16 protein-coding genes and 2 pseudogenes are annotated in these 21,155 nt (G+C 72.6%); 7 read left to right on the forward strand and 11 right to left on the reverse strand.

The features are described 5' to 3' along the window. Positions 1–293: 293 nt before the first annotated feature. Positions 294–1,181 (forward strand): CPBP family intramembrane glutamic endopeptidase, encoded by an 888-nt coding sequence (locus FJ694_RS27760; RefSeq protein WP_157270789.1) that lies wholly within the window; start codon positions 294–296, stop codon positions 1,179–1,181. Positions 1,182–1,235: 54 nt separating this feature from the next. Here FJ694_RS27760 and glpK read toward each other — a convergent pair whose 3' ends face one another. Next, entirely contained in the window at positions 1,236–2,729 is a 1,494-nt protein-coding gene (gene glpK / locus FJ694_RS27765; RefSeq protein WP_157270790.1) for a glycerol kinase GlpK, read from the reverse strand. A gap of 406 nt (positions 2,730–3,135) precedes the next feature. Next, on the reverse strand, positions 3,136–3,804 hold the full coding sequence (locus FJ694_RS27770; RefSeq protein ID WP_157270791.1) for a hypothetical protein: 669 nt from the start codon (positions 3,802–3,804) through the stop codon (positions 3,136–3,138). Between the two features lie 71 nt (positions 3,805–3,875). Here FJ694_RS27770 and FJ694_RS27775 point away from each other — a divergent pair, with 71 nt between their 5' ends. Then, complete coding sequence (locus tag FJ694_RS27775; RefSeq protein WP_157270792.1) at positions 3,876–4,514, forward strand: CDP-alcohol phosphatidyltransferase family protein; 639 nt, start codon at positions 3,876–3,878, stop codon at positions 4,512–4,514. A 32-nt stretch (positions 4,515–4,546) separates the two neighbouring features. Here the strand turns inward: FJ694_RS27775 and FJ694_RS27780 are convergent, their stop codons facing one another. Next, a complete protein-coding gene (locus tag FJ694_RS27780; protein ID WP_198321030.1) occupies positions 4,547–6,799 on the reverse strand; it encodes a sensor histidine kinase in 2,253 nt (750 codons plus the stop codon). 201 nt (positions 6,800–7,000) lie between these two features. Between FJ694_RS27780 and FJ694_RS27785 the strand changes: the two genes are divergently transcribed. The 5 genes from FJ694_RS27785 to FJ694_RS27805 all read left to right on the forward strand — a co-directional run bounded on the left by FJ694_RS27785 (position 7,001) and on the right by FJ694_RS27805 (position 11,788). After that, on the forward strand, positions 7,001–7,960 hold the full coding sequence (locus FJ694_RS27785; protein WP_157270794.1) for a DMT family transporter: 960 nt from the start codon (positions 7,001–7,003) through the stop codon (positions 7,958–7,960). A gap of 81 nt (positions 7,961–8,041) precedes the next feature. Then, positions 8,042–9,058, forward strand: a complete 1,017-nt coding sequence (locus tag FJ694_RS36825) for a methyl-accepting chemotaxis protein (protein WP_198321031.1) — start codon at positions 8,042–8,044, stop codon at positions 9,056–9,058. A 239-nt stretch (positions 9,059–9,297) separates the two neighbouring features. Further along, positions 9,298–9,684 carry a response regulator gene (locus tag FJ694_RS27795; RefSeq protein ID WP_157270795.1) on the forward strand — a complete coding sequence of 129 codons (387 nt, stop codon included), beginning with the start codon at positions 9,298–9,300 and terminating at the stop codon, positions 9,682–9,684. Next, positions 9,681–11,279, forward strand: coding sequence for a GAF domain-containing sensor histidine kinase (locus FJ694_RS27800; RefSeq protein ID WP_157270796.1), 1,599 nt, complete (start codon positions 9,681–9,683; stop codon positions 11,277–11,279). Before FJ694_RS27795 ends, FJ694_RS27800 begins: the two co-directional genes overlap by 4 nt. An 86-nt stretch (positions 11,280–11,365) precedes the next feature. Continuing rightward, positions 11,366–11,788, forward strand: a complete 423-nt coding sequence (locus FJ694_RS27805; protein ID WP_157270797.1) for a nuclear transport factor 2 family protein — start codon at positions 11,366–11,368, stop codon at positions 11,786–11,788. Between the two features lie 289 nt (positions 11,789–12,077). On the opposite strand, the pseudogene FJ694_RS27810 reads toward FJ694_RS27805, so the two are convergent. The 8 genes and pseudogenes from FJ694_RS27810 to FJ694_RS27845 all read right to left on the reverse strand — a co-directional run. Then, a pseudogene (locus FJ694_RS27810) lies at positions 12,078–12,284 on the reverse strand (hypothetical protein); the annotation flags it as partial. 275 nt (positions 12,285–12,559) lie between these two features. Beyond that, a complete protein-coding gene (locus FJ694_RS27815) occupies positions 12,560–14,263 on the reverse strand; it encodes an L-lactate permease (protein ID WP_157270799.1) in 1,704 nt (567 codons plus the stop codon). A gap of 137 nt (positions 14,264–14,400) precedes the next feature. Further along, entirely contained in the window at positions 14,401–15,663 is a 1,263-nt protein-coding gene (gene glcF / locus FJ694_RS27820) for a glycolate oxidase subunit GlcF (RefSeq protein ID WP_157270800.1), read from the reverse strand. A 12-nt stretch (positions 15,664–15,675) separates the two neighbouring features. Beyond that, a complete protein-coding gene (glcE, locus tag FJ694_RS27825; RefSeq protein ID WP_198321032.1) occupies positions 15,676–16,785 on the reverse strand; it encodes a glycolate oxidase subunit GlcE in 1,110 nt (369 codons plus the stop codon). A gap of 10 nt (positions 16,786–16,795) precedes the next feature. Further along, positions 16,796–18,292, reverse strand: coding sequence for an FAD-linked oxidase C-terminal domain-containing protein (locus FJ694_RS27830; protein ID WP_157270802.1), 1,497 nt, complete (start codon positions 18,290–18,292; stop codon positions 16,796–16,798). A gap of 278 nt (positions 18,293–18,570) precedes the next feature. Further along, the gene (locus tag FJ694_RS27835) at positions 18,571–19,461 is read right to left on the reverse strand and encodes a LysR substrate-binding domain-containing protein (protein WP_157270803.1); all 891 of its coding nucleotides are present in this window, start codon (positions 19,459–19,461) and stop codon (positions 18,571–18,573) included. 10 nt (positions 19,462–19,471) lie between these two features. Further along, positions 19,472–20,668, reverse strand: coding sequence for an FIST signal transduction protein (locus tag FJ694_RS27840; RefSeq protein WP_157270804.1), 1,197 nt, complete (start codon positions 20,666–20,668; stop codon positions 19,472–19,474). Positions 20,669–20,819: 151 nt separating this feature from the next. After that, positions 20,820–21,155 (reverse strand): annotated as a pseudogene (locus FJ694_RS27845) (PhaM family polyhydroxyalkanoate granule multifunctional regulatory protein); the annotation flags it as partial.

Genomic DNA, 21,155 nt, shown 5'->3' on the forward strand with positions numbered 1-21,155 from the left:
CCCGCGCCTGCTCACTGCTGTCCGAAGAATCTGCTTGTGGCACCCCGTCGGCCGCGACGCCTCGCACCCCGATTCGTCATTCCGGCGAAAGCCGGAATCCACGCGCACTGCTGCGCTGGCATGGCTGACGCCAGCACGTGCCGGCACCGGCCAGCGGGACAACGCGGCGTTCGTGGATTCCGGCTTTCGCTGGAATGACGAAGCAGTAGGCGGGATGCCCGTGCTGCCGGGATGCCGGTCGTTCTCCACTCTCCCCGGACATCAGCCTTCGCCCGCCCGGCGCCGCCCATCCCATGACCTCGCCGCCCATCCTCCCCTTCGTCCTGCTGGCCCTGGCCATCGCCGCCGCCTGGCTGCCGGCCCTGCGCCTGGGTCGCGGCCCGGCGCTGCCGCCCGCGCTGCCGCTGGGCGCCGCGGCCACGCTCGCGGCCTGGTTCACGGGCGTGATCGACGGGCGCGCCCTGGCGGCGGCCGCGGTGCTGGCCGCGCTGGCCCTGGCCTCGCGCACCGTCACCGCCCCGGCACCGCGCCGCGTGCTGGCCGCGCTCGCGCTGGCGCTGGCCTTCGCCCTGGGGCTGCGCCTGGTGCCCGGCTTCGCCCCGGCCGTGTTCCTGGACGGCATCCGCCTCGCCCCGGATTCGGCGCCGTTCCGCTTCACGCTGGGCTTCGACGCCGGCCTGGCCGGGCTGGTGATCGTGCTGACGTTCTGCCGCCGCGCGCAGAGCCTGGCCGAGCTGGCCGCGGTGCTGCGCCGCGCCGCGCCCGTGGCGCTGGGCACGGCGGCGCTGGTGCTGGCGCTGGGCACCCTGGCCGGCATCGTGCGGCCGGACCTGAAATGGCCCGGCTTCACCCCGGCGTGGCTGCTGAAGATCCTGCTGTGGACCTGCGTGCTGGAGGAGGGCTTCTTTCGCGGCGTGATCCAGGAGCGGCTGGCGACATGGCGCCCCATCGCGGATCGGCCGGCGCTGCGCGCGCTGCCCGTGCTCGTGGCCGCCGCGCTGTTCGGGCTCGCGCACCTGGGCGGCGGCGCCGCCTATGCCGCGCTGGCCGCGCTCGCCGGCCTGGGCTACGGCTGGGCCTACGCGCGCACGCGCCGCATTGAGGCGGCCATCGCCGCGCATTTCACGCTCAACGCCGCGCACTTCATCGGCTTCAGCTATCCGCACCTGCTCAGGAGCTGAGCAGCCCTTGCAGCCCCTGCAACGCCGCGCGTGCTGCGGTGGAAGCGGTAGGTGTCACTCCGCCACCACCTGCCGCACCGCGCGCTCCCAGCGCGCCATCAGCTCCTGGGCGCGGTCGCGCTCCATGGTCGGCGTGAACACGCGCTCCGGCCGCCACTGCGCCGCCAGCTCGTCGAGCACCTGCCACACGCCCGCGCCCAGGCCGGCAAGGTAGGCCGCGCCCAGCGCGGTGGTCTCGGTGACCTGGGGCCGCAGCACGGGAATGCCGAGCAGGTCGGCCTGGAACTGCATCAGCAGGTCGTTGACGCAGGCGCCGCCGTCCACGCGCAGCTCGCTCACCGGCAGCCCGCCGCCCTCCTGCGCGTCGCGGCTCATGGCCTGCAGCAGCGCCGCGCTCTGGAAGGCGATGCTCTCCAGCGCCGCGCGCGCCACGTGCGCGGCGGAGCTGCCGCGCGTCAGGCCCAGGATCGCGCCGCGCGCCTCGGCATTCCAGTACGGCGCGCCCAGCCCGGTGAAGGCCGGCACCACCGTCACGCCGCCGCTGTCGGGCACGCTGCCGGCCAGGGCCTCGACCTCGGCGCTGGCGTCGATGGCGTGCAGCCCGTCGCGCAGCCACTGCACCACCGCGCCGCCGACGAAGACGCTGCCCTCCAGCGCGTACTGCGCCGCCGCGCCCGGCTGCGCCGCCGCCGTGCTGACCAGCCCGTTGCGCGAGCGCTGCAGCCGGTTGCCGGTGTGCATGAGCAGGAAGCAGCCGGTGCCGTAGGTGTTCTTGGCCATGCCCGGCGCGAAGCAGGCCTGGCCGAAGAGGGCGGCCTGCTGGTCGCCGGCCATGCCGCACACGGGGATGGCCGCGCCGAAATGCGCCGCGTCGCTGTCGCCGAAGCGGTGGCTCGACGGCAGCACCTCGGGCAGCAGCGAGGCCGGGATGTCCAGCGCCGCGAGCAGTTCCTCGTCCCAGCGCCGGCGCGCGATGTCCCAGAGCATGCTGCGCGAGGCGTTGCTCACGTCGGTGGCATGCACGCGCCCGGCCGTGAGCTGCCACAGCAGCCAGCTGTCCACGGTGCCGAAGGCCAGCTCGCCGCGCTGCGCCGCCGCGCGCGCGCCGGCCACGTGGTCGAGCAGCCAGCGGATCTTGGTGGCGGAGAAGTAGCTGTCGATGACCAGCCCGGTGCGCTCGCGCACCAGCGGCTCCAGCCCCTGCGCCCGCAACTGCGCGCACAGCGGCTCGCCGCGGCGGTCCTGCCAGACGATGGCGTGGTGGAGGGGCCGGCCCGTGGCGCGCTCCCACAGCAGCGTGGTCTCGCGCTGGTTGGCGATGCCGATGGCGGCCACGTCGCGCGCCGACAGCCGCGCCTGCGCCAGCGCCCGGCGCGCGGTGTCGAGCTGCGAATTCCAGATCTCCATCGGGTCGTGCTCGACCCAGCCCGGCTGCGGGAAGCGCTGCCGCAGCTCGCGCTGCGCCTGCGCCACGACGCGGCCGGCGGCGTCGAAGACGATGCTGCGCGAGCTGGAGGTGCCCTGGTCCAGGGCCAGCAGGTAGCTCATGGGCGGTCTCCTTTCAAGGTGGCCTGCGCCGCGCGCATGGCGAAGCCGGCCAGAGAAGGAATGCCGTCATCCCGACGAAAGCTCACTGCTGCCCGGGACAACTTCTGCGCGCGGCATCCCGTCAGCCACGACGCCCCGTACCCCGATCCGTCATTCCGGCGAAAGCCGGAATCCACGCGCACCGTGGCGGTGGAACGGCGGGCGCCGGCACATGCCTGCGCAGGCCAGCGAGGCACTGCGGCGTTCGTGGATTCCGGCTTTCGCCGGAATGACGGAGTAGTAGGCGGGATGCCCGTGCTGTCGGGATGCCGGTCGTCCTCCGCTTTCCCCAGACAGCCGCCGAAATGACGGTGCTGTTTCCTCCGGCCGGCACCGCGGCTTGCCTGCCGCCTGCCTCAGCCTTTCTTCAGAACACCCCCGCCTTCTCCGCCGCCCCCATGAGCGTCTTGGCCATGTCGCCCATGCCGGCGTTGAGGTCGCTGGAGCCGCTGCTGGCGCGCGCCGACCACAGCAGCCGGCCGCTGCCGGTGTCGGTGAAGCTGCCGTTGGCGGCGTAGCCGGGGGTGTAGGACGAGCCGGCCGCGCCGCCGATGGGCACCGACACGCCCACGCCCGCGCCGCCGCGCCCGCCGAAGCTGAAGCCGCCGATGCCGATGGAGAACGGCGAGTAGCCCGGCCCCGCCGCGCGCGTGGCGTCGGGCGTGACCGAGGTCAGCAGCAGCGCGCGCGCGCCCGCGGCCCGCGCCTCGCCCACGTAGGCCTCGGCGCCGCGGCCCACGCTGCCGGTGCCCGGCGCCTGCGCCGAGCGCACGGGGGTGAGTCCGCGCGCGGTCAGCTCCTCGGCCATGCGGTCCAGGCACAGCTGCTGCAGCGTGGTCTCGGCCGCCTCGCACACCACCAGCACGCGCGCGCCCTGCAGCGGGCGCGCGGTGCCGCCGGCGAGCTGCGGGTCGGCCCAGGTGGCGTCGGGCCCGCTGGCGCAGCCCGCGAGCAGCGCCGCGGCCAGGGCGGCCGGCACGGAAAGACGAAGGGTGCGCCCCAGGGGCGCGGGCAGGGTGGAAGGGGTCGCTTTCATGGCTGTCTCCTGCATTGCAGGGCAGGCAAGCGACATGCCCTGCACGGGGCAGACCGAAGGAGGTTTTCACCATGGCGATTCCCACATCCCGTCCCCCGGCCCGCCACTTCTCGATGATTCGCGAATTCGCGCTGGCGGACTTCTTCACCCTGGGCAACGCCGCCTGCGGCATGGCCGGCGTGCTGCTGGCCATGGGCTTCATGGCCGACGGCGAGATCCGGCAGTTCCTGCTGGCCGCGGCCATGGCACCGCTGGCGCTGGCCTTCGACGTGCTCGACGGCCGCGTGGCGCGCTGGCGCCGCCAGGCCTCGGCGCTGGGGCGCGAGCTCGACTCGCTGGCCGACATCGTCTCCTTCGGCGTGGCACCGGCGGTGCTGGCCTACGCCGCAGGCATGAACGGCGGCTGGGACCTGGCGGCGCTGATCTACTTCGTGTGCTGCGGCGTGAGCCGCCTGGCGCGCTTCAACGTCACGGCCGAGTCGCTGTCCGAGGGCGGCGACAAGGTCAAGTACTTCGAGGGCACCCCGATTCCCACCAGCGTCGTGCTCACCGCCGTCCTGGCCCTGGCCGCCTGGCAGGGCCGCATCGGCGACGACCTGTGGCTGGGCGCCTGGGACCTCGGCCCCTGGACGCTGCACCCGCTGGTGCTGATGTTCGTGCTCTCGGGCTCGCTGATGATCAGCAAGACGCTGCACATACCGAAGCTGTGAGGTGAGGGCACGGCGTACGGGCCGGACCGGTTTCAGGCCGCCGGCCCGTCCACCTCCAGCACCACCGTCACCGTGAAGGTGCTGCCCTGGCCCGGTGTGCTCTGCAGCGCGATCTCGCCGCCCATGAGCCCCACCAGCCGCCGCACGATGGACAGGCCCAGACCCGTGCCGCCGAAGCGCCGCGTGGTGGAGGCGTCGGCCTGGGCGAAGGGCTCGAAGATGCGCTGCTGCAGCGCCGGCTCGATGCCGATGCCCGAGTCGCTGACTTCCAGGTGCAGCCGTACCCGGCCCGCTTCGGGCGTGTCGCCGTGCACCCACAGCCTCACCTCGCCGCGCTCGGTGAACTTCACCGCGTTGCCCAGCAGGTTCAGCAGCACCTGGCGCAGGCGCAGCGCGTCGCCGCGCAGCCGCGCGGGCAGCTGCGGCGCGCGCTCCAGCCGCAGCGCCAGGCCCTTGGCCGCGGCCTGCGGCTGCACCAGCGCGCTCAGCGTCTGCAGCAGCGCGTCGAGATCGAAAGGGGCGAGCTCCAGGCGCAGCTCGCCGGCTTCCACGCGCGAGAGGTCGAGCACGTCGTCGGTGAGCGCGAGCAGCTGCGTGCCGGCCTGCTCGATGTGGCGCACGAAGTGCCGCGCCCGCGGCGGCAGGTCCTGCAGCTGCGCCATGAGCTGGCTCAGCCCGATGACGGCGTTGAGCGGGGTGCGGAATTCGTGGCTCATGTGGGCGAGGAAGGCGCTCTTGGCCTCGCTGGCGGCCTCGGCCTGGCGCGTGCGCTGCTCCAGCGCCCGCTCCAGCGCCTTGCGCTCGCTCAGGTCCACGATCACGGCCAGGAAGCCGTGCGGCTGGCCGCGGTCGTCGCGCAGCAGGCTCAGGCTCAGCAGCCCGGGGAAGCGCGTGCCGTCGGCGCGCACGTAGGTCCACTCGCTGCGCTCGCCGTCGCGCGGTGCGGGGCCGTGGCGCAGCGCCTGCCGCAGCCCGGCCGGCAGCTCCGTGGCGTGCTCCACGATCTCGGCCGGGAACTGGTGCACCCGCTCGCGCAGCTCCACGGGGTCGTAGAAGTCCAGCATCGAGCGGCCCAGCGCCTGCGCCGCGGGCAGGCCCAGCATGCCTTCGGCGGCCGGGTTGAAGGCGATGACGCGGCTTTCCAGGTCGGTGGCGACGATGGCGCTGGCCGCGCTGTCGAGGATCGCCTGCAGCTCCGCGGTGCGCAGCCGCACCTGCTGCTCCAGCGTGGCGTTGATCTCCCCGAAGCGCGCCTGCGCCGCGCGCTGGCGCCGTGCCGAATGCAGCCGCGCCTGCAGCAGCAGCGCCAGCAGCACCGACGCCCCCGCGCCGATGGCCGCCGGCGCCAGCGGGTTGCGCAGCGGCAGCCGCGCGGCGAAGGCCGGCAGCGCCTGCACCTGCACCTGCCAGCGGCGCCCGTACAGCGGCAGCACCGCCTCGCGCAGCGGCAGCGCCGCGCCGGCGCGCCAGTCCGCCGAGGCGTGGAAGGCCACGGGTGCCTGCGGCAGCGTCACGTCGCTCACCGCCAGCGCGACGCCGTCTCCGCGGTCGAAGTCGTGCAGCACCTCGTCCATGACCATGCGCACGCTGGCCCAGCCGAAAGCCTCGGCCTCGCGCTGCGGCGGCGGCGGCAGCACGTGGCCGCTGCGGTAGATGGGCAGCATCAGCGCGAAGGCGCGCGGTGCACGGCTCGGGTCGTTCTCCAGCGCGAAGGGCGCGCTCAGCCGGGCCTCGCCGCTGCGCGCGGCCTCCAGCGCGGCGGCGCGCCGCGGCGGGTCGGAGGCGATGTCCAGGCCCAGCATGGCCTGGTTGCCTTCGCGCAGTGGCGTCACGTACTGGATGACGAAGCGCTCGTCCGGGTTGGGTGCGACTTCACGGATGCGGAAGTCATCGAAACCCTCGCGCCGCATACCGGCCACGAAGGCAGCCTCGCCGGCCGGGTCCACGCGCCGGATGAAAGCCACGCCGCCCAGGCCCGGCAGCAGCCGCTCCATGTCCAGCGAGGTGCCGAAGCGCTCGAACTGCTCGCGCGTGATCTCCTGCACCGATCGCCCCGCCACGGCGATGGCACTGCGCGTGGCCACCACGCCGGTCTCGTAGGTCTGCATGCGCCGGCGCAGCCGCTCGGCCATGCGCTCGGCCTCGGTGGCCAGCGCCACGTCCACCCAGGCGGCGTTGTCCCGGCGCTGCCACAGGCCCGCCGCGGCACTGGCCAGCAGCCCGGCCAGCAGCAACGCCAGGGGCCAGGCCCAGGGCACGGCGGTGGGGGTGGTGTCGGATTTCAAAGTGCACGCTGGCGGGCTTGTCGCCATGCTGGAGCAAGTCGGCGCCCCGCTCTGTTGCATGCAGCGCAATACGCCGGGGCTTTCTTTTCGTTTCACGCGGATTGAGGGCGGGAAACATGCACCGCGCGCAAATCCGGGGCCGGCTGGCTCAAGTGCGCCGTTCGGCAGGCAGGCCGCGCGGCGCAGGGACAATCCGCGCCGATGTGGATCGGAACTTTCTTTGCCCTGGCCGCCGGACTGATGTGGGGCCTGGTGTTCGTGTCGCCGTTGCTGTTGCCCGAGTACCCGGCGGCGCTACAGTCCTTCGGGCGCTACCTGGCCTTCGGGCTGATCGCGCTGCCCCTGGCCTGGCTCGACCGCGCGCGGCTGCGCGAGCTCTCGCGCGCCGACTGGGTGGAAGCGCTGAAGCTCGCGCTGATCGGCAACCTGCTCTATTACCTGTGCTTGGCCGCCGCCATCCAGCGCGCCGGCGGGCCGCTGCCGACGATGATCATCGGCACGCTGCCGGTGGTGATCGCGCTGGTGTCGAACCGACGCAATGCCTGGCGCGACGGCAAGCTGCCGTGGGGGCGGCTGGCGCCCTCGCTGGGGCTGATCGGCGCGGGCATCGCGATGGTCAACCAGGCCGAGCTGGCGCACCTGCGCGCCGACCCGGCCGCCGCGCCCGGCGCGTACCTGGTGGGCGCGCTGCTGGCCGTGGCCGCGGTGGCGTGCTGGACCTGGTACCCGATCCGCAATGCCGACTGGCTGCGCGCCCACCCGGACCGCAGCCCGCGCACCTGGGCCACGGCGCAGGGCTTGGCCACGCTGGTGCCGGCGCTGCTGGGCTACGCGGCGTTCCTAGGCTGGTCCGCCGTCCATGCGGACGGGGACGCCTTCAGCCTGCCCTTCGGCCCGACGCCGCTGCGCTTCGTGGCGCTGATGTTCACGATCGGGCTGTTCGCCTCGTGGCTGGGCACGCTGTGCTGGAACGAGGCCAGCCAGCGCCTGCCCACGGCCATTGCCGGGCAATTGATCGTGTTCGAGACGCTCGCGGCCCTGAGCTACGCCTTCCTCCTGCGCGGCACCGCGCCGCCGCCGGCGACCCTGGCGGGCGTCGCGCTGCTGGTGGCGGGGGTGATGTGGGCGCTGCGGGTGAAGCCGCGGGCAGTGGTGGCTTGATGCGAGGGCAGCCGCCCCTTTCGTGACTTCCTCCGGATTGCCGGTCCTCATGTCCCGCGCCCGGCGGCCGATAGCCATCTCATGAAACTGCGATTCCTCTCCGCGCTGTGGCGGCGCCTGGGGCTGCGCCCGTCCGTGCCGGCGGGGGCCGCGCCGGGCGACGCCGTGCTCGATGGCGCGCGCGCGCTCGACGGTGAAGTCGTGCAGCAGCTGCAGCACGCGGTGACGATCTCCGCCGAGGCGACCATGGACGTGCTCACGCGCGCCACCACGCTGCAGGAGCATTCCGGCCAGCTCATGGCCTACCTCGGCCATGCCCAGGCGCAGAGCGACGCGATGCAGGCCAGCATCGAGCAGAACACCCACGTCATCCAGGAGCTGGCCGCCTTCGTCGAGCAGCTGCCACAGCAGATCGCCAGCGAGCGCGTGCACTTCCAGCGCGTGGTGGGCGAGGTGCGCAAGCTCGCCGAGATGACGGAAGCCATCCGCGCCATGGCGCGACAGACGGAGATCCTGTCCATCAACGCCGCCATCGAGGCCGCGCGCGCCGGCGAGGCCGGGCGCGGCTTCGCGGTGCTGGCCGCCGAGGTGCGGCGCCTGGCCACGCAGAGCAACGAGTCGGCGGTGAGGATCGAGCAGGACATCGGCAGCCTGGTGGCCACCATCGACGACGCCTTCAAGGGCGAGTTCGCCAAGCGCGCCGCGCACAACGAGGCCGAATCGCAGCGCTTGGCCGGGCTCACGCGCGAGCTCGACCACAGCTACGTGGACATGCGCCAGTTCTACGGGATGCTGATGACGGCCATCACGCACCACAACACGCGGCTCGACGCCGACATCGGCGGGCTGCTGCAGGCCTGCCAGTACCAGGACGTGTTCAAGCAGATCATCGACCGCGCCGAGCCCGCGCTGGCGCAGCGCCACGCGCTGATCGAGGCGCTGGTGGCGCGGCTGCGCACCGGCGGCGAGGCCGCGGACATCGAGGCGCAGGCCGCCGCGCTGGTCGCGAACTACCGCGCCGCCGAGGCGCGCCACAACAGCGTGCGCCCCTCCGAAGTGGCCGCCGGCACCGCCACGGGCGGCGTCGAGTTCTTCTGATGACGGTTTCCCCAGCTCATGTACTAAGCCGACCAACATTCCGTTCGCCCTGAGGTATCGAAGGGTGGACGGCCCTGGCCGTGCAGCCGCCATCCGAGCCTGCCGGATTCGGCCTTCGATACCTCAGTCCGAACGGATTGGGCAGCCAGCGGCAGCAGGCCTCCATACCAGCCTCGCGGATTCGTCCTTCGATACCTCAGGACGAACGGACCCAACCAACGACTACTGACATTCCTGCCATGGCCCGCATCCTCCTGATCGACGACGACGAGACCTTCCGCGACACGGTGTCGCAGTTCCTGGAGCTGGACCGGCACCAGGTCACCGAGGCGGCCGACGGCGCCGCCGGCCTGAAGCGCTTCGCCGAGGGGGCCTTCGACGTGGTGCTCACCGACATCCTGATGCCCGGCATGGACGGCGCGCAGCTGATCCTGCGCATCCGCGAGCGCAGCCCGAAGCAGCCGATCGTGGCGATGTCGGGCGGGCGCCGCGTGATCTCGCCGGAGTTCAACCTGCAGACCGCGGCCCTGGCCGGCGCGACGGCGCAGCTGGCGAAACCCTTCTCGCGCGCGCAGCTGCAGGCGGCGATCTCCAGGGCGCTGGCCTCGGCCGGGGGCAAGGCGTGAAGGTCGCGCCGCTGCCGCCCGACGAGGCCGCGCGGCTGGCGCTGCTGTGCGCGCTCAACATCCTGGACTCCGCGCCGGAGGAAGCCTTCGACCGCATCACGCGGCTGGCCTCCACGCTGCTGAAGACGCCGATCGCGGCCGTGTCGCTGATGGACGAGCACCGCGGCTGGTTCAAGTCGCGCCGCGGCCTGGAGGTGTCGGAGACGCCGCGGGCGCTGGCCTTTTGCGCCTACGTGATCCAGCAGCGCGAGATGCTGGTGGTGCCCGATGCGCGGCTCGACGAGCGCTTCGCCGGCAGTCCGCTGGTGCGCGGCGAGCGGGGCTTGCGCTTCTACGCCGGCGCGCCGCTGCACTCGGCCGAGGGCATCGCACTGGGCACGCTGTGCATCATGGGCCACGAGCCGCGCGAGCTCGCCCCCGAAGAGGTGCAGGTGCTGGCCGACCTGGCCGAGATCGTCAGCCGCGAGCTGATGGTGCGCGAGCTGGCGCTGCGCTCGGGCGATGCGCTGATCTTCCGCCTGGAACTCGACCAGGACGGCGGCCGCCGCTTCACGCATGCCTGCGACGGCATCGCCGCGCTGGCCGGGCTGACGCTGGCCGAGCTGCTGGCCGACGCCACGGCGCTGCTGCGCCAGGTGCATGCCGAGGACCGCGAGCGGCTGCAGCAGCTGCTGCGCCAGCCGCCGGTGGAGGGCAATGCGCGCATCCGCTTCCGGCTGCTGCACGCGCGCCACGGCAAGCAGCTGTGGTGCGAGGCGCGCGCCAACGTGCGCTACGGCCTGGGCGGCCGCATCGTCTGGAGCGGCTGCCTCTCCGACGTGACGCAGCAGGTGGAAGCCGAGAACCAGTGGCGCGAGCACGACCGGCTGCGCGTCACCGCCGTGCTGGCCACGGGCGTGGCGCACGACTTCAACAACCTGCTGGGCTCGATGATGGGCCTGGCCGAGATCTGCCGCGACCAGGCCGAGGAGGGCTCGCGCCAGCGGCGCAACCTGCAGCGCATCCTGGACAGCGGCGAGAAGGCGGCGCGGCTGACGCGCCAGCTGCTGGACTTCGCGCGCCAGAGCGCGCCGGTGCTGCAGACCACGCGGCTGGGCGCGCTGGCGCTGGAAGCCGCGCCGCTGCTGCGCGTGGCGCTGCCCCCGGGCGTGGAGCTGGCCGTAGAGGTGGCGCCGGGCCAGGACGCGCCCGTGGCGGTGGACCGCGGGCAGATGGAGCAGGTGCTGCACAACCTGGTGCGCAATGCCGGCCACGCCATGAAGGAGCGCGGCGGCACGGTGCGCATCCGCGTCGGGACGCGCGACGCGGGGCACGGCCCGCTGCAGGAGCGCTCGCTGGTGCTGACGGTGCTCGACAGCGGCTGCGGCATTCCCGCGGCCGACCTGGCGCAGGTGTTCGAGCCCTTCTTCACGACCAAGCCGGTGGGCGAGGGCTCGGGGCTGGGGCTGTCGTCCTGCCACGGCATCGTCACCAGCCACGGCGGGCGGATCGTGGCGCGCAGCACGGTGGACGTGGGCTCGGAGTTCGAGGTGTGGCTGCCGGTGAGCGACGTGGCCGCGGTGGAAGCCGAGGCGGCAGGCGTGCCGGCGGACTGAGACCTTTGTGGGACGAGCCGCACAGGGCTCTTCAGGGAATATCGCTTGCACGCCGGCAGCGACCTTTTCCCACCGGAGATCCACTCATGGCCAATCCCCAGCAAACGCAGGAAGTCGCGCAGCGCTTCATCCACGCCCTGAACCATCTTGAGGACGAGGGCGACGGGGCGCTCGACGAGCTGCTGGACCTGTTCGCCGACGACGCGCGGCTGCGCAACCCGGTGATCCAGCGCGAGCGGCAGGAGCTGCAGGGCCGCGAGGACATCGCGAGCTTCTGGCGCGAGTACCGCGAGTCCTTCGCGGACATCCATTCCGACTTCTCGGAAGTCACCGCCAACGAGCACGCCGCGGGCTTGTTCTGGCACTCGCACGGCACCGACAAGACCGGCAAGCCCATCGAGTACGACGGCGTGACGCTGCTGCGCCTGGACGACAGCGGGCGCATCGCGGACTTCCAGGGGTATTACGACAGCCGGGAGCTGGTGACGGGGGCGCCGGCGAGGAGTTGAGGCGTCGGCTGAAGGTCTGGGGCGGCGCGCTGCCGGCCGGGCGAAGCGGGGAGCGATTGGCAGCCCGACAGCCATGACGCTTCGCACCCCGATCCGTCATTCCGGCGAAAGCCGGAATCCACGCGCACCACGGCGGTGGAACGGCTGACGTTGGCGTGTGCCGACGCCAGCCAGCGAGGCACCCCGGCATTCGTGGATTCCGGCTTTCGCCGGAATGACGAAGTAGGGTGCGGACTGCCCGTGCTGACGGCCGACAGGCGGTTGCCTACGTCCCCGGATGGCAAGGCGTCTAGCGAGGCCCGCACCCGCCGGTCCATGACCTCCGTGCCAGCGCCTTGTCCACCACCTCCACCCAGTGCCGCACCGGCGTGCCGGTGCCGCTTTGCAGGCGCTGGATGCAGCCCACGTTGGCGGAGACGATGCAGTCGGGCTGCGTGGGCAGCAGCTGGCGCAGCTTGCGCTCGCGCAGCTGGTGCGATAGCTCCGGCTGCAGCACCGGGTCACGGACGTCAACAGCGAAGACCAGCTGGCGCAGCACATGGTGCTCACGCCGTACCGGTGCGCCGGGGCAGTGCTGACTCCCGGAACTGCTCCGACAGCTGCAAGCTGATGGTGAAGACCCGGCGCTGAAGCCTCGGACCGAAGCTGCGCCGGCCCCCAAAACGGCTTCGCGCACGGCCGGTGCATCCACCCGCCGTGCGCGAAGCTTCGAGGTTCGGGTTTGGCGTGCCGGCCGGGCAGGGCCCGGCCGGGTGCCTGGTCAACCCGGGGTCAGGGCAGGGTCACGCCCATCAGCGGGTCGGTCCACTTCAGCACGTGCATCGACACCATGGTCAGGATGCCGGCCAGCGTCACGTAGTACAGGGTCGGGATGACCGTGCGGCGCAGCGTGAAGCCTTCCTTGCCCAGCAGGCCCACCGTGGCCGAGGCGGCCACGACGTTGTGGATGGCGATCATGTTGCCGGCGGCGGCACCGATGGACTGCGCGGCAATGATGGTCGCGCCGCTGACGCCCAGGGCCTGCGCCACGCTGTACTGGTACTGGCTGAGCATCAGGTTCGACACGGTGTTCGAGCCGGCCAGGAACGCGCCCAGGGCGCCGACGGTCGGGGCGAAGAACGGGTAGACGTCGCCCACCGAGGCCGCCACCCAGCGCGCCATGGAGATCGGCATGCTGGCCAGCTCGTTCGCGTTGACGCCCGACTGGATCATGATCCGCACCATCGGCACCGTGAACACGAGCACGAAGCCCGCGCCCAGCAGCGTGCCGGTGGACTCGCGCGCGGCGCGGGCGAACGAGGCCAGCGACATGCGGTGCAGGAACAGCGTCACCAGGCACACGAACACCAGGATGCCGCCGGGCAGGTACAGCGGCTGGAAGTTGCCGTTGATGCCGGTCTCGCCCAGCAGGTTGCGGGCGTTGAAGGCGATGGACTGCAGCCACTTCTTGAACGGGTCATGGGTGCGGCTGACCACCAGGATGGCCGCCAGCAGCACGTAGGGCAGCCAGGCCACGATCGGCGAGATGCGGCGGCTGGTGAGCTCGTCGAGCTTCATCTCCAGGTCGCCCATCCAGTGCGCGGGCCACTCCTTCGGCGGCGCGAAGTCCCAGGTCTGGCGCGGCACCAGGAAGCCCGCGCGCGCGGCCAGCGCCACGATGGCCAGGCCCAGCAGGCCGCCCAGCAGCGAGGGGAACTCGGGGCCGAGGAACACGCCCGCGAGCACGTAGGGCACCGTGAAGGCAAAGGCCGAGAACAGCGCGAAGGGCAGCGCCGCCAGGCCCTCGGTCCAGGAGCGGTTGCGGCCGAAGAAGCGGGTCATGAACATGACCAGCAGCAGCGGGATGAGCGTGCCGCAGATGGCGTGGCCGATGGCCACGCGGCTGACGACGAGGTCGAAGAAGTCGGCCCACTGCAGGCCCTGGCCCTGCAGCGCCGCCGTCATGGCCTCGCGCTGCACGCCGCCCTGCACGCCCACGATCAGCGGCGTGCCCACGGCGCCGAAGGACACCGGGGTGGACTGGATCATCATGCCGAACATCACGGCGGCCAGCGCCGGGAAGCCCACGGCCACCATCAGCGGACCGGCCACCGCGGCCGGCGTGCCGAAGCCCGAGGCGCCCTCGATGAAGGAGCCGAACAGCCAGGCGATCAGGATGACCTGGATGCGGCGGTCGGGGCTGATGCCGGCGAAGCCGCTGCGGATGCTGGCGATGCCGCCCGAGTGCTTGAGCGTGTTGAGCAGCAGGATGGCGCCGAAGATGATCCACAGCACCTGCACGGTGATGATCAGGCCTTCGAGCGTGGCGGCGGCCACGCGGTTGAAGCTCACGCCCCAGGCGAACAGCGCGATCAGCGCCGTCACGATGTAGACGATGGGCATGGCGCGCTTGGCCGACCACCCCAGCCCGACCAGCAGGATGCCGGCCAGGGCTATGGGTGTGAATGCCAACAGGGCCTGTAGGCCGAGACTCATGTTTTATCTCCTCGCGGATTGATGGAAAAAGGCTCGGGCGCGCCCGCCCCGCCGGTGGGCCAGGGCGCGCCTTTCGATGTCGTGCGTTGTCTTGTCGTGTCCGGCCCGCGCCCGCGGGCAGGTTCGGTGCCGGGGCGTCAGGCGGCCAGGGCCTCGTCCACCACCTCCACCCAGTGCCGCACCGGCTTGGCCGTGCCGCTTTGCAGGTGCTGGATGCAGCCCACGTTGGCCGAGACGATGCAGTCGGGCTGCGTGGGCAGCAGCTGGCCGAGCTTGCGGTCGCGCAGCTGGTGCGACAGCTCCGGCTGCAGCACCGAGTACGTGCCCGCCGAGCCGCAGCACAGGTGCGCCTCGCCCGCGGCCAGCGTCACGTCGAAGCCCAGGGCGCGCAGCCCCGACTCCACGCCGCCGCGCAGCTGCTGGCCGTGCTGCAGCGTGCACGGCGGGTGGAAAGCCAGGCGCTGCGGCAGTGCACTGGCCGGTGCGCCGGGCTGCGCCGGGGCCTTGGCGGCAAGCTTGGGCTGCAGCAGCGGCACCAGGTCGGGCAGCAGCTCTGATAAATCCTTGGTGAGCGCGGAGATGCGCGCGGCGCGCTCGGCATAGGCCGGGTCGTGCCTCAGGGCGTGGCCGTAGTCCTTGACCATCACGCCGCAGCCCGAGGCGTTCATGACGATGGCCTCGACCTGGCCCAGCAGCGGCGTCCAGGCGTCCACGTTGCGGCGCATGTCGTTCAGGCCGCCTTCCACGTCCGACAGGTGCGAGCGGATCGCGCCGCAGCAGCCGGCCTTGGGGGCCACCACGGTCTGGATGCCGGCGGCGTCGAGCACGCGCGCGGTGGCGGCGTTGATGTTGGGCGCCATGGACGGCTGCACGCAGCCGGCGAGCATGAGCACCTTGCGCGCATGCTCGCGCCGCGGCCAGTCGTGGGCGCGCGGCGGCGTCTTCTCGGGCACCTTCTCGCGCAGGTTGGCCGGCACCAGCGGGCGCAGCGCCTGGCCCAGCTTGAGCGCCGGGGCGAACAGGGGCGAGGTCAGGCCTTCCTTGAGCAGCCAGCGCTTGGCGCGCTCGGACGCCGGGCGCTGCACCTTCTTCTCGACGATGTTGCGGCCGATGTCGGCCAGCGCGCCGTAGTTGACGCCGGAGGGGCAGGTGCTCTCGCAGTTGCGGCAGGTCAGGCAGCGGTCCAGGTGCAGCTGCGTGGCGCGCGTGGGCTCGCCGCCTTCGAGCACCTGCTTCATCAGGTAGATGCGTCCGCGTGGGCCGTCGAGCTCGTCGCCCAGGATCTGGTACGTCGGGCAGGTCGCGGTGCAGAAGCCACAGTGCACGCACTTGCGCAGGATCGCCTCGGCTTCCTGGCCTTCGGGCGTGTCGCGGAATTCGGGAGCGAGGTTGGTTTGCATCGATGCTCGGGATCAGAGATCCGGATAGAGGCGGCCGGGATTGAAGACCCGGTCGGGATCGAACGCGGTTTTCAGCTGGCGATGGATGCGCGCCAGCGGCGGCGACAGCGGCGCGAACACGCCGGGCGCCTTGTCCTGCGCGGCGTAGAGCACGGCATGGCCGCCGGCGCGCTGGGCGGCCTCGCGCACCTGCGCGGCCGGGGCGTCACTGAGCAGCCAGCGCTGCGCGCCGCCCCACTCGACGAGCTGGTTGCCGCCCAGCGCCGCCAGCGGCGCGGCGGTCTGCGGCACGGACAGGCGCCACAGCGCGCGCCCGCCCTGCGCCACCGCCGTGGCGGCCAGCTGGAAGAAGTCGTCGCGCTGGTCGCGCAGGTTCCGCCAGAAGCTGGCGGCGGATTCGTCGTCCACCACCTCGCCGCCGAGCTTGGCCGTGGCCGAGTCCACCGCGGCGCGCGCGCCGGAGAGGCGCAGCAGCAGCGTGCCGTTCCACCAGGCGCTGGCGTTGAGCGGCAGCGGCTGGCCGCCCCAGGCGTTGAGCTTGTCCAGCGCCTGCGCCTGGTCGAGCTGGAAGCGCAGCGTGCGCGTGGCCACTGGCAGCGGCAGCACCTTGAGGCTGACCTCGCAGATCAGGCCCAGGATGCCCATCGAGCCGGCGAGCATGCGCGCCACGTCGTAGCCGGCGACGTTCTTCATCACCTGGCCGCCGAAGCGGACCACCTCGCACTGGCCGTTGAGCAGCGTGGCGCCGAGCACGAAGTCGCGCACGCTGCCGGCGGTGGCGCGCGCCGGGCCGGCCAGGCCCGCGGCGACCATGCCGCCGACCGTGCCGCGGCCGCCTTCGCCCTCCAGGCGCGGCGGCTCGAAGGGCAGGAACTGCCCCTTGCCGGCCAGCGCGGCCTCCAGCTCTTCCAGCGGCGTGCCGGCGCGCACGGTCACGACCAGCTCGGTCGGCTCGTAGCTGCTGATGCCGCTCAGCGGGCGGGTGTCGAGCACCGCGGCGCCCCGCGGCGCCTCGCCGTAGAAGCGCTTGCTGCCGTGGCCGCGGATCTCCAGCGTGCCGCGCGCGGCGCGGGCGGTCTGCACCTGGTCGATCAGGCGCGCCAGGACGGGGTCGTTGTTGATGGCATCCATTTCAGAAGCGCTCCAGCTCGGGGAAGGGCAGCAGCCCCTTCTTCACGTGCATCTTTCCGTACTCGGCGCAGCGGTGCTTGCTGGGCACGACCTTGCCGGGATTGAGCGTGCCCGCGGGGTCGAAGGCGGCCTTCAGGGCGAGCATCTGCTCGCGCTCGGCCGGGCTGAACTGCACGCACATGGAGTTGAGCTTCTCGACGCCCACGCCGTGCTCGCCGGTGACGGTGCCGCCCATGGCGACGCTGGTCTCCAGGATGTCGGCGCCGAAGAGCTCGCAGCGGTGCAGCTGGTCGGGGTCGTTGGCGTCGAACATGATCAGCGGGTGCAGGTTGCCGTCGCCCGCGTGGAACACGTTGGCGCAGCGCAGCCCGTACTTCTTCTCCATGTCCTGGATCGCCAGCAGGATGTCGGCCAGGCGCTTGCGCGGGATGGTCGAGTCCATGCACATGTAGTCGGGGCTGATGCGCCCCGAGGCCGGGAAGGCGTTCTTGCGCCCGCTCCAGAACTTCAGCCGCTGGCCCTCATCGGCGCTGACGGTGATGCCGGTGGCGCCGCAGCCCTCCAGCACCGCCACCATGCGGCCGATCTCCTCCTCGACTTCCTCGGGCGTGCCATCGCTCTCGCACAGGAGGATGGCTTCGGCGCTCAGGTCATAGCCGGCATGAACGAAGTCCTCGACCGCGGCGGTCATGGGCTTGTCCATCATCTCCAGCCCGGCGGGGATGATGCCGGCGGCGATGACGCTGGCCACGGCGTCGCCGGCTTTGCGCATGTCGTCGAAGCTGGCCATGATGCAGCGCGCCAGCTGCGGCTTCGGCACCAGCTTCACGGTCACCTCGGTGATCACGGCCAGCATGCCCTCGCTGCCCACCAGCACGGTGAGCAGGTCCAGCCCGGCGGCGTCCAGGGCGTCGGAGCCGAACTCCACCGCCTCGCCTTCCACCGTGAAGCCGCGCACCTTGATCACGTTGTGCACGGTCAGGCCGTACTTCAGGCAGTGCACGCCGCCGGAGTTCTCGGCGACGTTGCCGCCGATGGTGCAGGCGATCTGGCTGCTGGGGTCGGGCGCGTAGTACAGGCCGTGGGGCGCGGCGGCCTCGCTGATGGCGAGGTTGCGCACGCCGCACTGCACCACCGCCGTGCGGCTGACCGGATCGACCTTGAGGATCCTGTTGAACTTGGCCAGCGACAGCGTCACGCCCAGGGCGTGCGGCATGGCGCCGCCTGAGAGGCCGGTGCCGGCGCCGCGCGCTACCACCGGCACCTGCAGGCCGTGGCAGGCGCGCAGCACGGCGGCCACCTGCTCCTCGGTTTCGGGCAGCGCCACCACCAGCGGCGACTGGCGGTAGGCGGTGAGGCCGTCGCACTCGTAGGGCGTGGTTTCCTCGTCGCGCCACAGCAGCGCGTGCGCGGGCACGGCGGCCTGCAGCGCGGCCACCACCTGCGAGCGGCGTGCCGAGCGTTCGGCGGCCGTGGACGTGTCTTGTGAAGCGTTCATGAACGGCCTCGTGAGGCGTGGAGTCGGTGATGCGCGGCGCGCAGCAGGCGCAGGCCGGCCGATGGGCGGACCCAGCGGGCGTGTCAGCGGCAAGCGGGACGTCATCGACAGGGCCCGGCAGAAGCCGGAACCCTGGCCTACAGGCGGAGCAACCGGGAGACCCCGGCCGCTACCTTCTGGTGGGCGCGACTGTAGTGAGGGCCGTCAGGGCGGAAATGAAGATTGTTCATATCCGGCATGAACGTTTCTCACAACACGTCAGCCAAACGTCAGCTTTGTCACGCGAGCGACGTTTTGACCCATTCGACGAAGGCGGCGCATTCCCAGCGCTCGAGCGTGCCGGGCTTCCAGCACAGGAAGTGGTGGTGCGGCGAGGGCACGGTGCGCGTGGACAGGCGCAGCAGCCGCCCGTTGTCGAGCCAGGTCTTGGCCAGGCGCAGCCGCGCCAGCGCCACGCCGAAGCCCGCGGCCGCGGCGTCGAGCATCAGCCCCACGTCGTTGAACTGCGCGCCGCCGCTGCGCGGCTCGGGCAGGTCGATGCCGCAGGCGCGGAACCACGTGCCCCAGGGCTCCAGCGGGCTGCGGATGAGCCGCGCGCGCGCCAGCACCTCGGCGCTGTCGAAGCCGTCGAAGGGGCCGGCCTCGTTGACGTACTCCGGGCTGCACACCGGGCAGACCTCGTCGCGCAGCACGCACAGCTGCTCCACGTCGGCATAGGGGCCGGTGCCGAAGCGGAACTCCAGGTCGGTCTCCTCGGCCTTGACGTCGAGCAGCGGGATGGCGACCTGCATGATCAGCTCGACCTCGGGGTACGCATGCCGGAACAGCGCCAGCTTGGGCAGCAGGATCTCGCGCGAGAAGGTGGGCGTGACGGCCAGGCGCAGCCGCACCGGCGCGCCGGTGCGCGCCGCGGCGCTGCCCGGCAGCTGCTGCAGCGCCTGCAGGCCCTGGCGCACGTGGCGCAGGTAGGCCGCGCCGTCGGTGCTGAGCGTGAAGTCGCCGCGCGCGAAGAGGCGCACGCCCAGTTGCGATTCGAGCTGGCGCATGCGGTGGCTCACGGCGCTGGGGGTGACGCTGAGCTCCTCGGCGGCCAGCGTCACGCTGCGCAGCCGCGCCAGCGCCTCGAAGCTCTGCAGGCAGTGGATGGGCGGGATGCGCGGCGGGGACATGCGTTGGCGTTCAGGACGCGGTGAACACCGTCAGCACCCCGGTGTAGCCGTAGAGGTGGTGGTGGCCGATCTCGCCGCCGGCGAAGAAGCCGGCCAGCGGCACGTCGCCCAGCGCGTGCTGCACGATCTGCAGCTCGGCCGAAGGGGCGCCGAAATGCGGCCCGCCGCGCCCGGCGCAGCTGATGTAGAGGGCACCGGCGATGCGCGAGGCGGCGGCCAGCTCCGCGCCGGCGCCGCCGGGCGCGGCCGGGGTCTCGATGCCGGCCTCGATCTCCTCGCGGATCTCGGCGCAGATGCGCACCAGGTCGCGCCGCGCGGCCACGGCGTCGCGCTGGCAGAAGGCGATCTGCTGGCCGACCTCCACCGCCTCGGCGATGGCCACGCCGCGGCGCCCGGGCTCCAGCCCGATGAGGTGGCGCACGCGCGTGTTCTCGCCGAACTGGCCGCCGCGCGCGAGCGTGGCCTCGCGCGCGTCGCTCACGCCGGCCAGCGTCGAGCGCAGCCGCGGCAGCGCCACGGTGGGCTGCGACAGGCTCACGCCGGTGTCGGCCAGCAGCGCGTCCAGGGCCGGCTCGCCGTCGAGCTCCAGCACCAGGTGCTCGTTGGCCGCGGTCACGCGCCGCACCGGGCCCACCGGGGTGCAGCCCTGCGTCACGCGCGAGATCAGCCCCACGTCGGCGCCGAAGGCCACGCCCGAGAGCCCGCCGCGGAATACGCCGTCGGCCACCTGCAGCGGCTGCGAGCGCGCCGAGGGCAGGCCGCCGAAGAGGTAGCCCGAGGCGGTGCGCTCGCTCATCTCGGCGATGAGCTCGGCGAGTTCCGGCGTGGTGGCGTCGGCGTGCACGAGCGCGGTGTGGGCATCCGGACCCAGCGGGTGCGTGCCGGAGAAGACCTGGAAGCTGCCGGTGGGAAAGTGCCCCAGCATCAGCACCAGCGCGGGCTCGTCGAAGTACTCCACGCCGTTGCCGCACACGCCCACGCCGGTGCCGCCGACCCAGGCCACGCCGGGCCAGTCGTGGCGCAGCGCCTGCAGCAGCTCCTCGGCCTGCGGCGCGTACATGTCGCTGAAGTAGACGAAGCCCAGGTTCGGGACGGGCAGGTGCTGCTGCCGCTGCGTGGCCCGCTGCGCGCGCAACTGGGCGTTGGCGATTTCCAGGGCGTAGCGCCAGTCGGGATGCGTGGCGTGGGCGTGCAGGAAGGTGTCCATGGTGCAGTGTGCGGGCGCGCGTCGCGCGTTGTCATGCGGCATTGCGGCAGCGCGGGCGCGGCCGCGCCGGGAGTCGGTGTCAAGCCGCCATGGCGGGCAAACCGGGCGCCCGAAAAAAAACCGGCGCTGCCGCGCCGATGGTGGCCGCCGGTCAGCGCGCGGGCCGCTTGCGCGCGGCGGCCCTGGCCGCGGCGCCGCCGCTGGCGTCGGGCGTGTCGGGGGCCTGCGCCGCGCCGCCGGCGTCGGCGCCGGACGCCTGGGGCTGAGGCGTGGCGGCCGAGGTGCTGGCCTTCGTGGTCGCGGAAGCCGCCTTGCTGGCCGGGCCCGCGGCCGGCGCCATGGACATGGAATTGGCCAGCGTGGTGCGCGCGGCGTCGGCCGCGGCCGCGCCTTCCTGCAGCGCGTGCGCGGCGAGCTGGCCGAACTGCTGCGTCAGCGCGCTCCACCACTGCATCGGGTCCACCGCGGGGGCGGCAGGCTTTTCGGC

It is taken from the genome of Azohydromonas aeria (genome assembly GCF_009760915.1).
Lineage (GTDB): Bacteria > Pseudomonadota > Gammaproteobacteria > Burkholderiales > Burkholderiaceae_C > Azohydromonas > Azohydromonas aeria.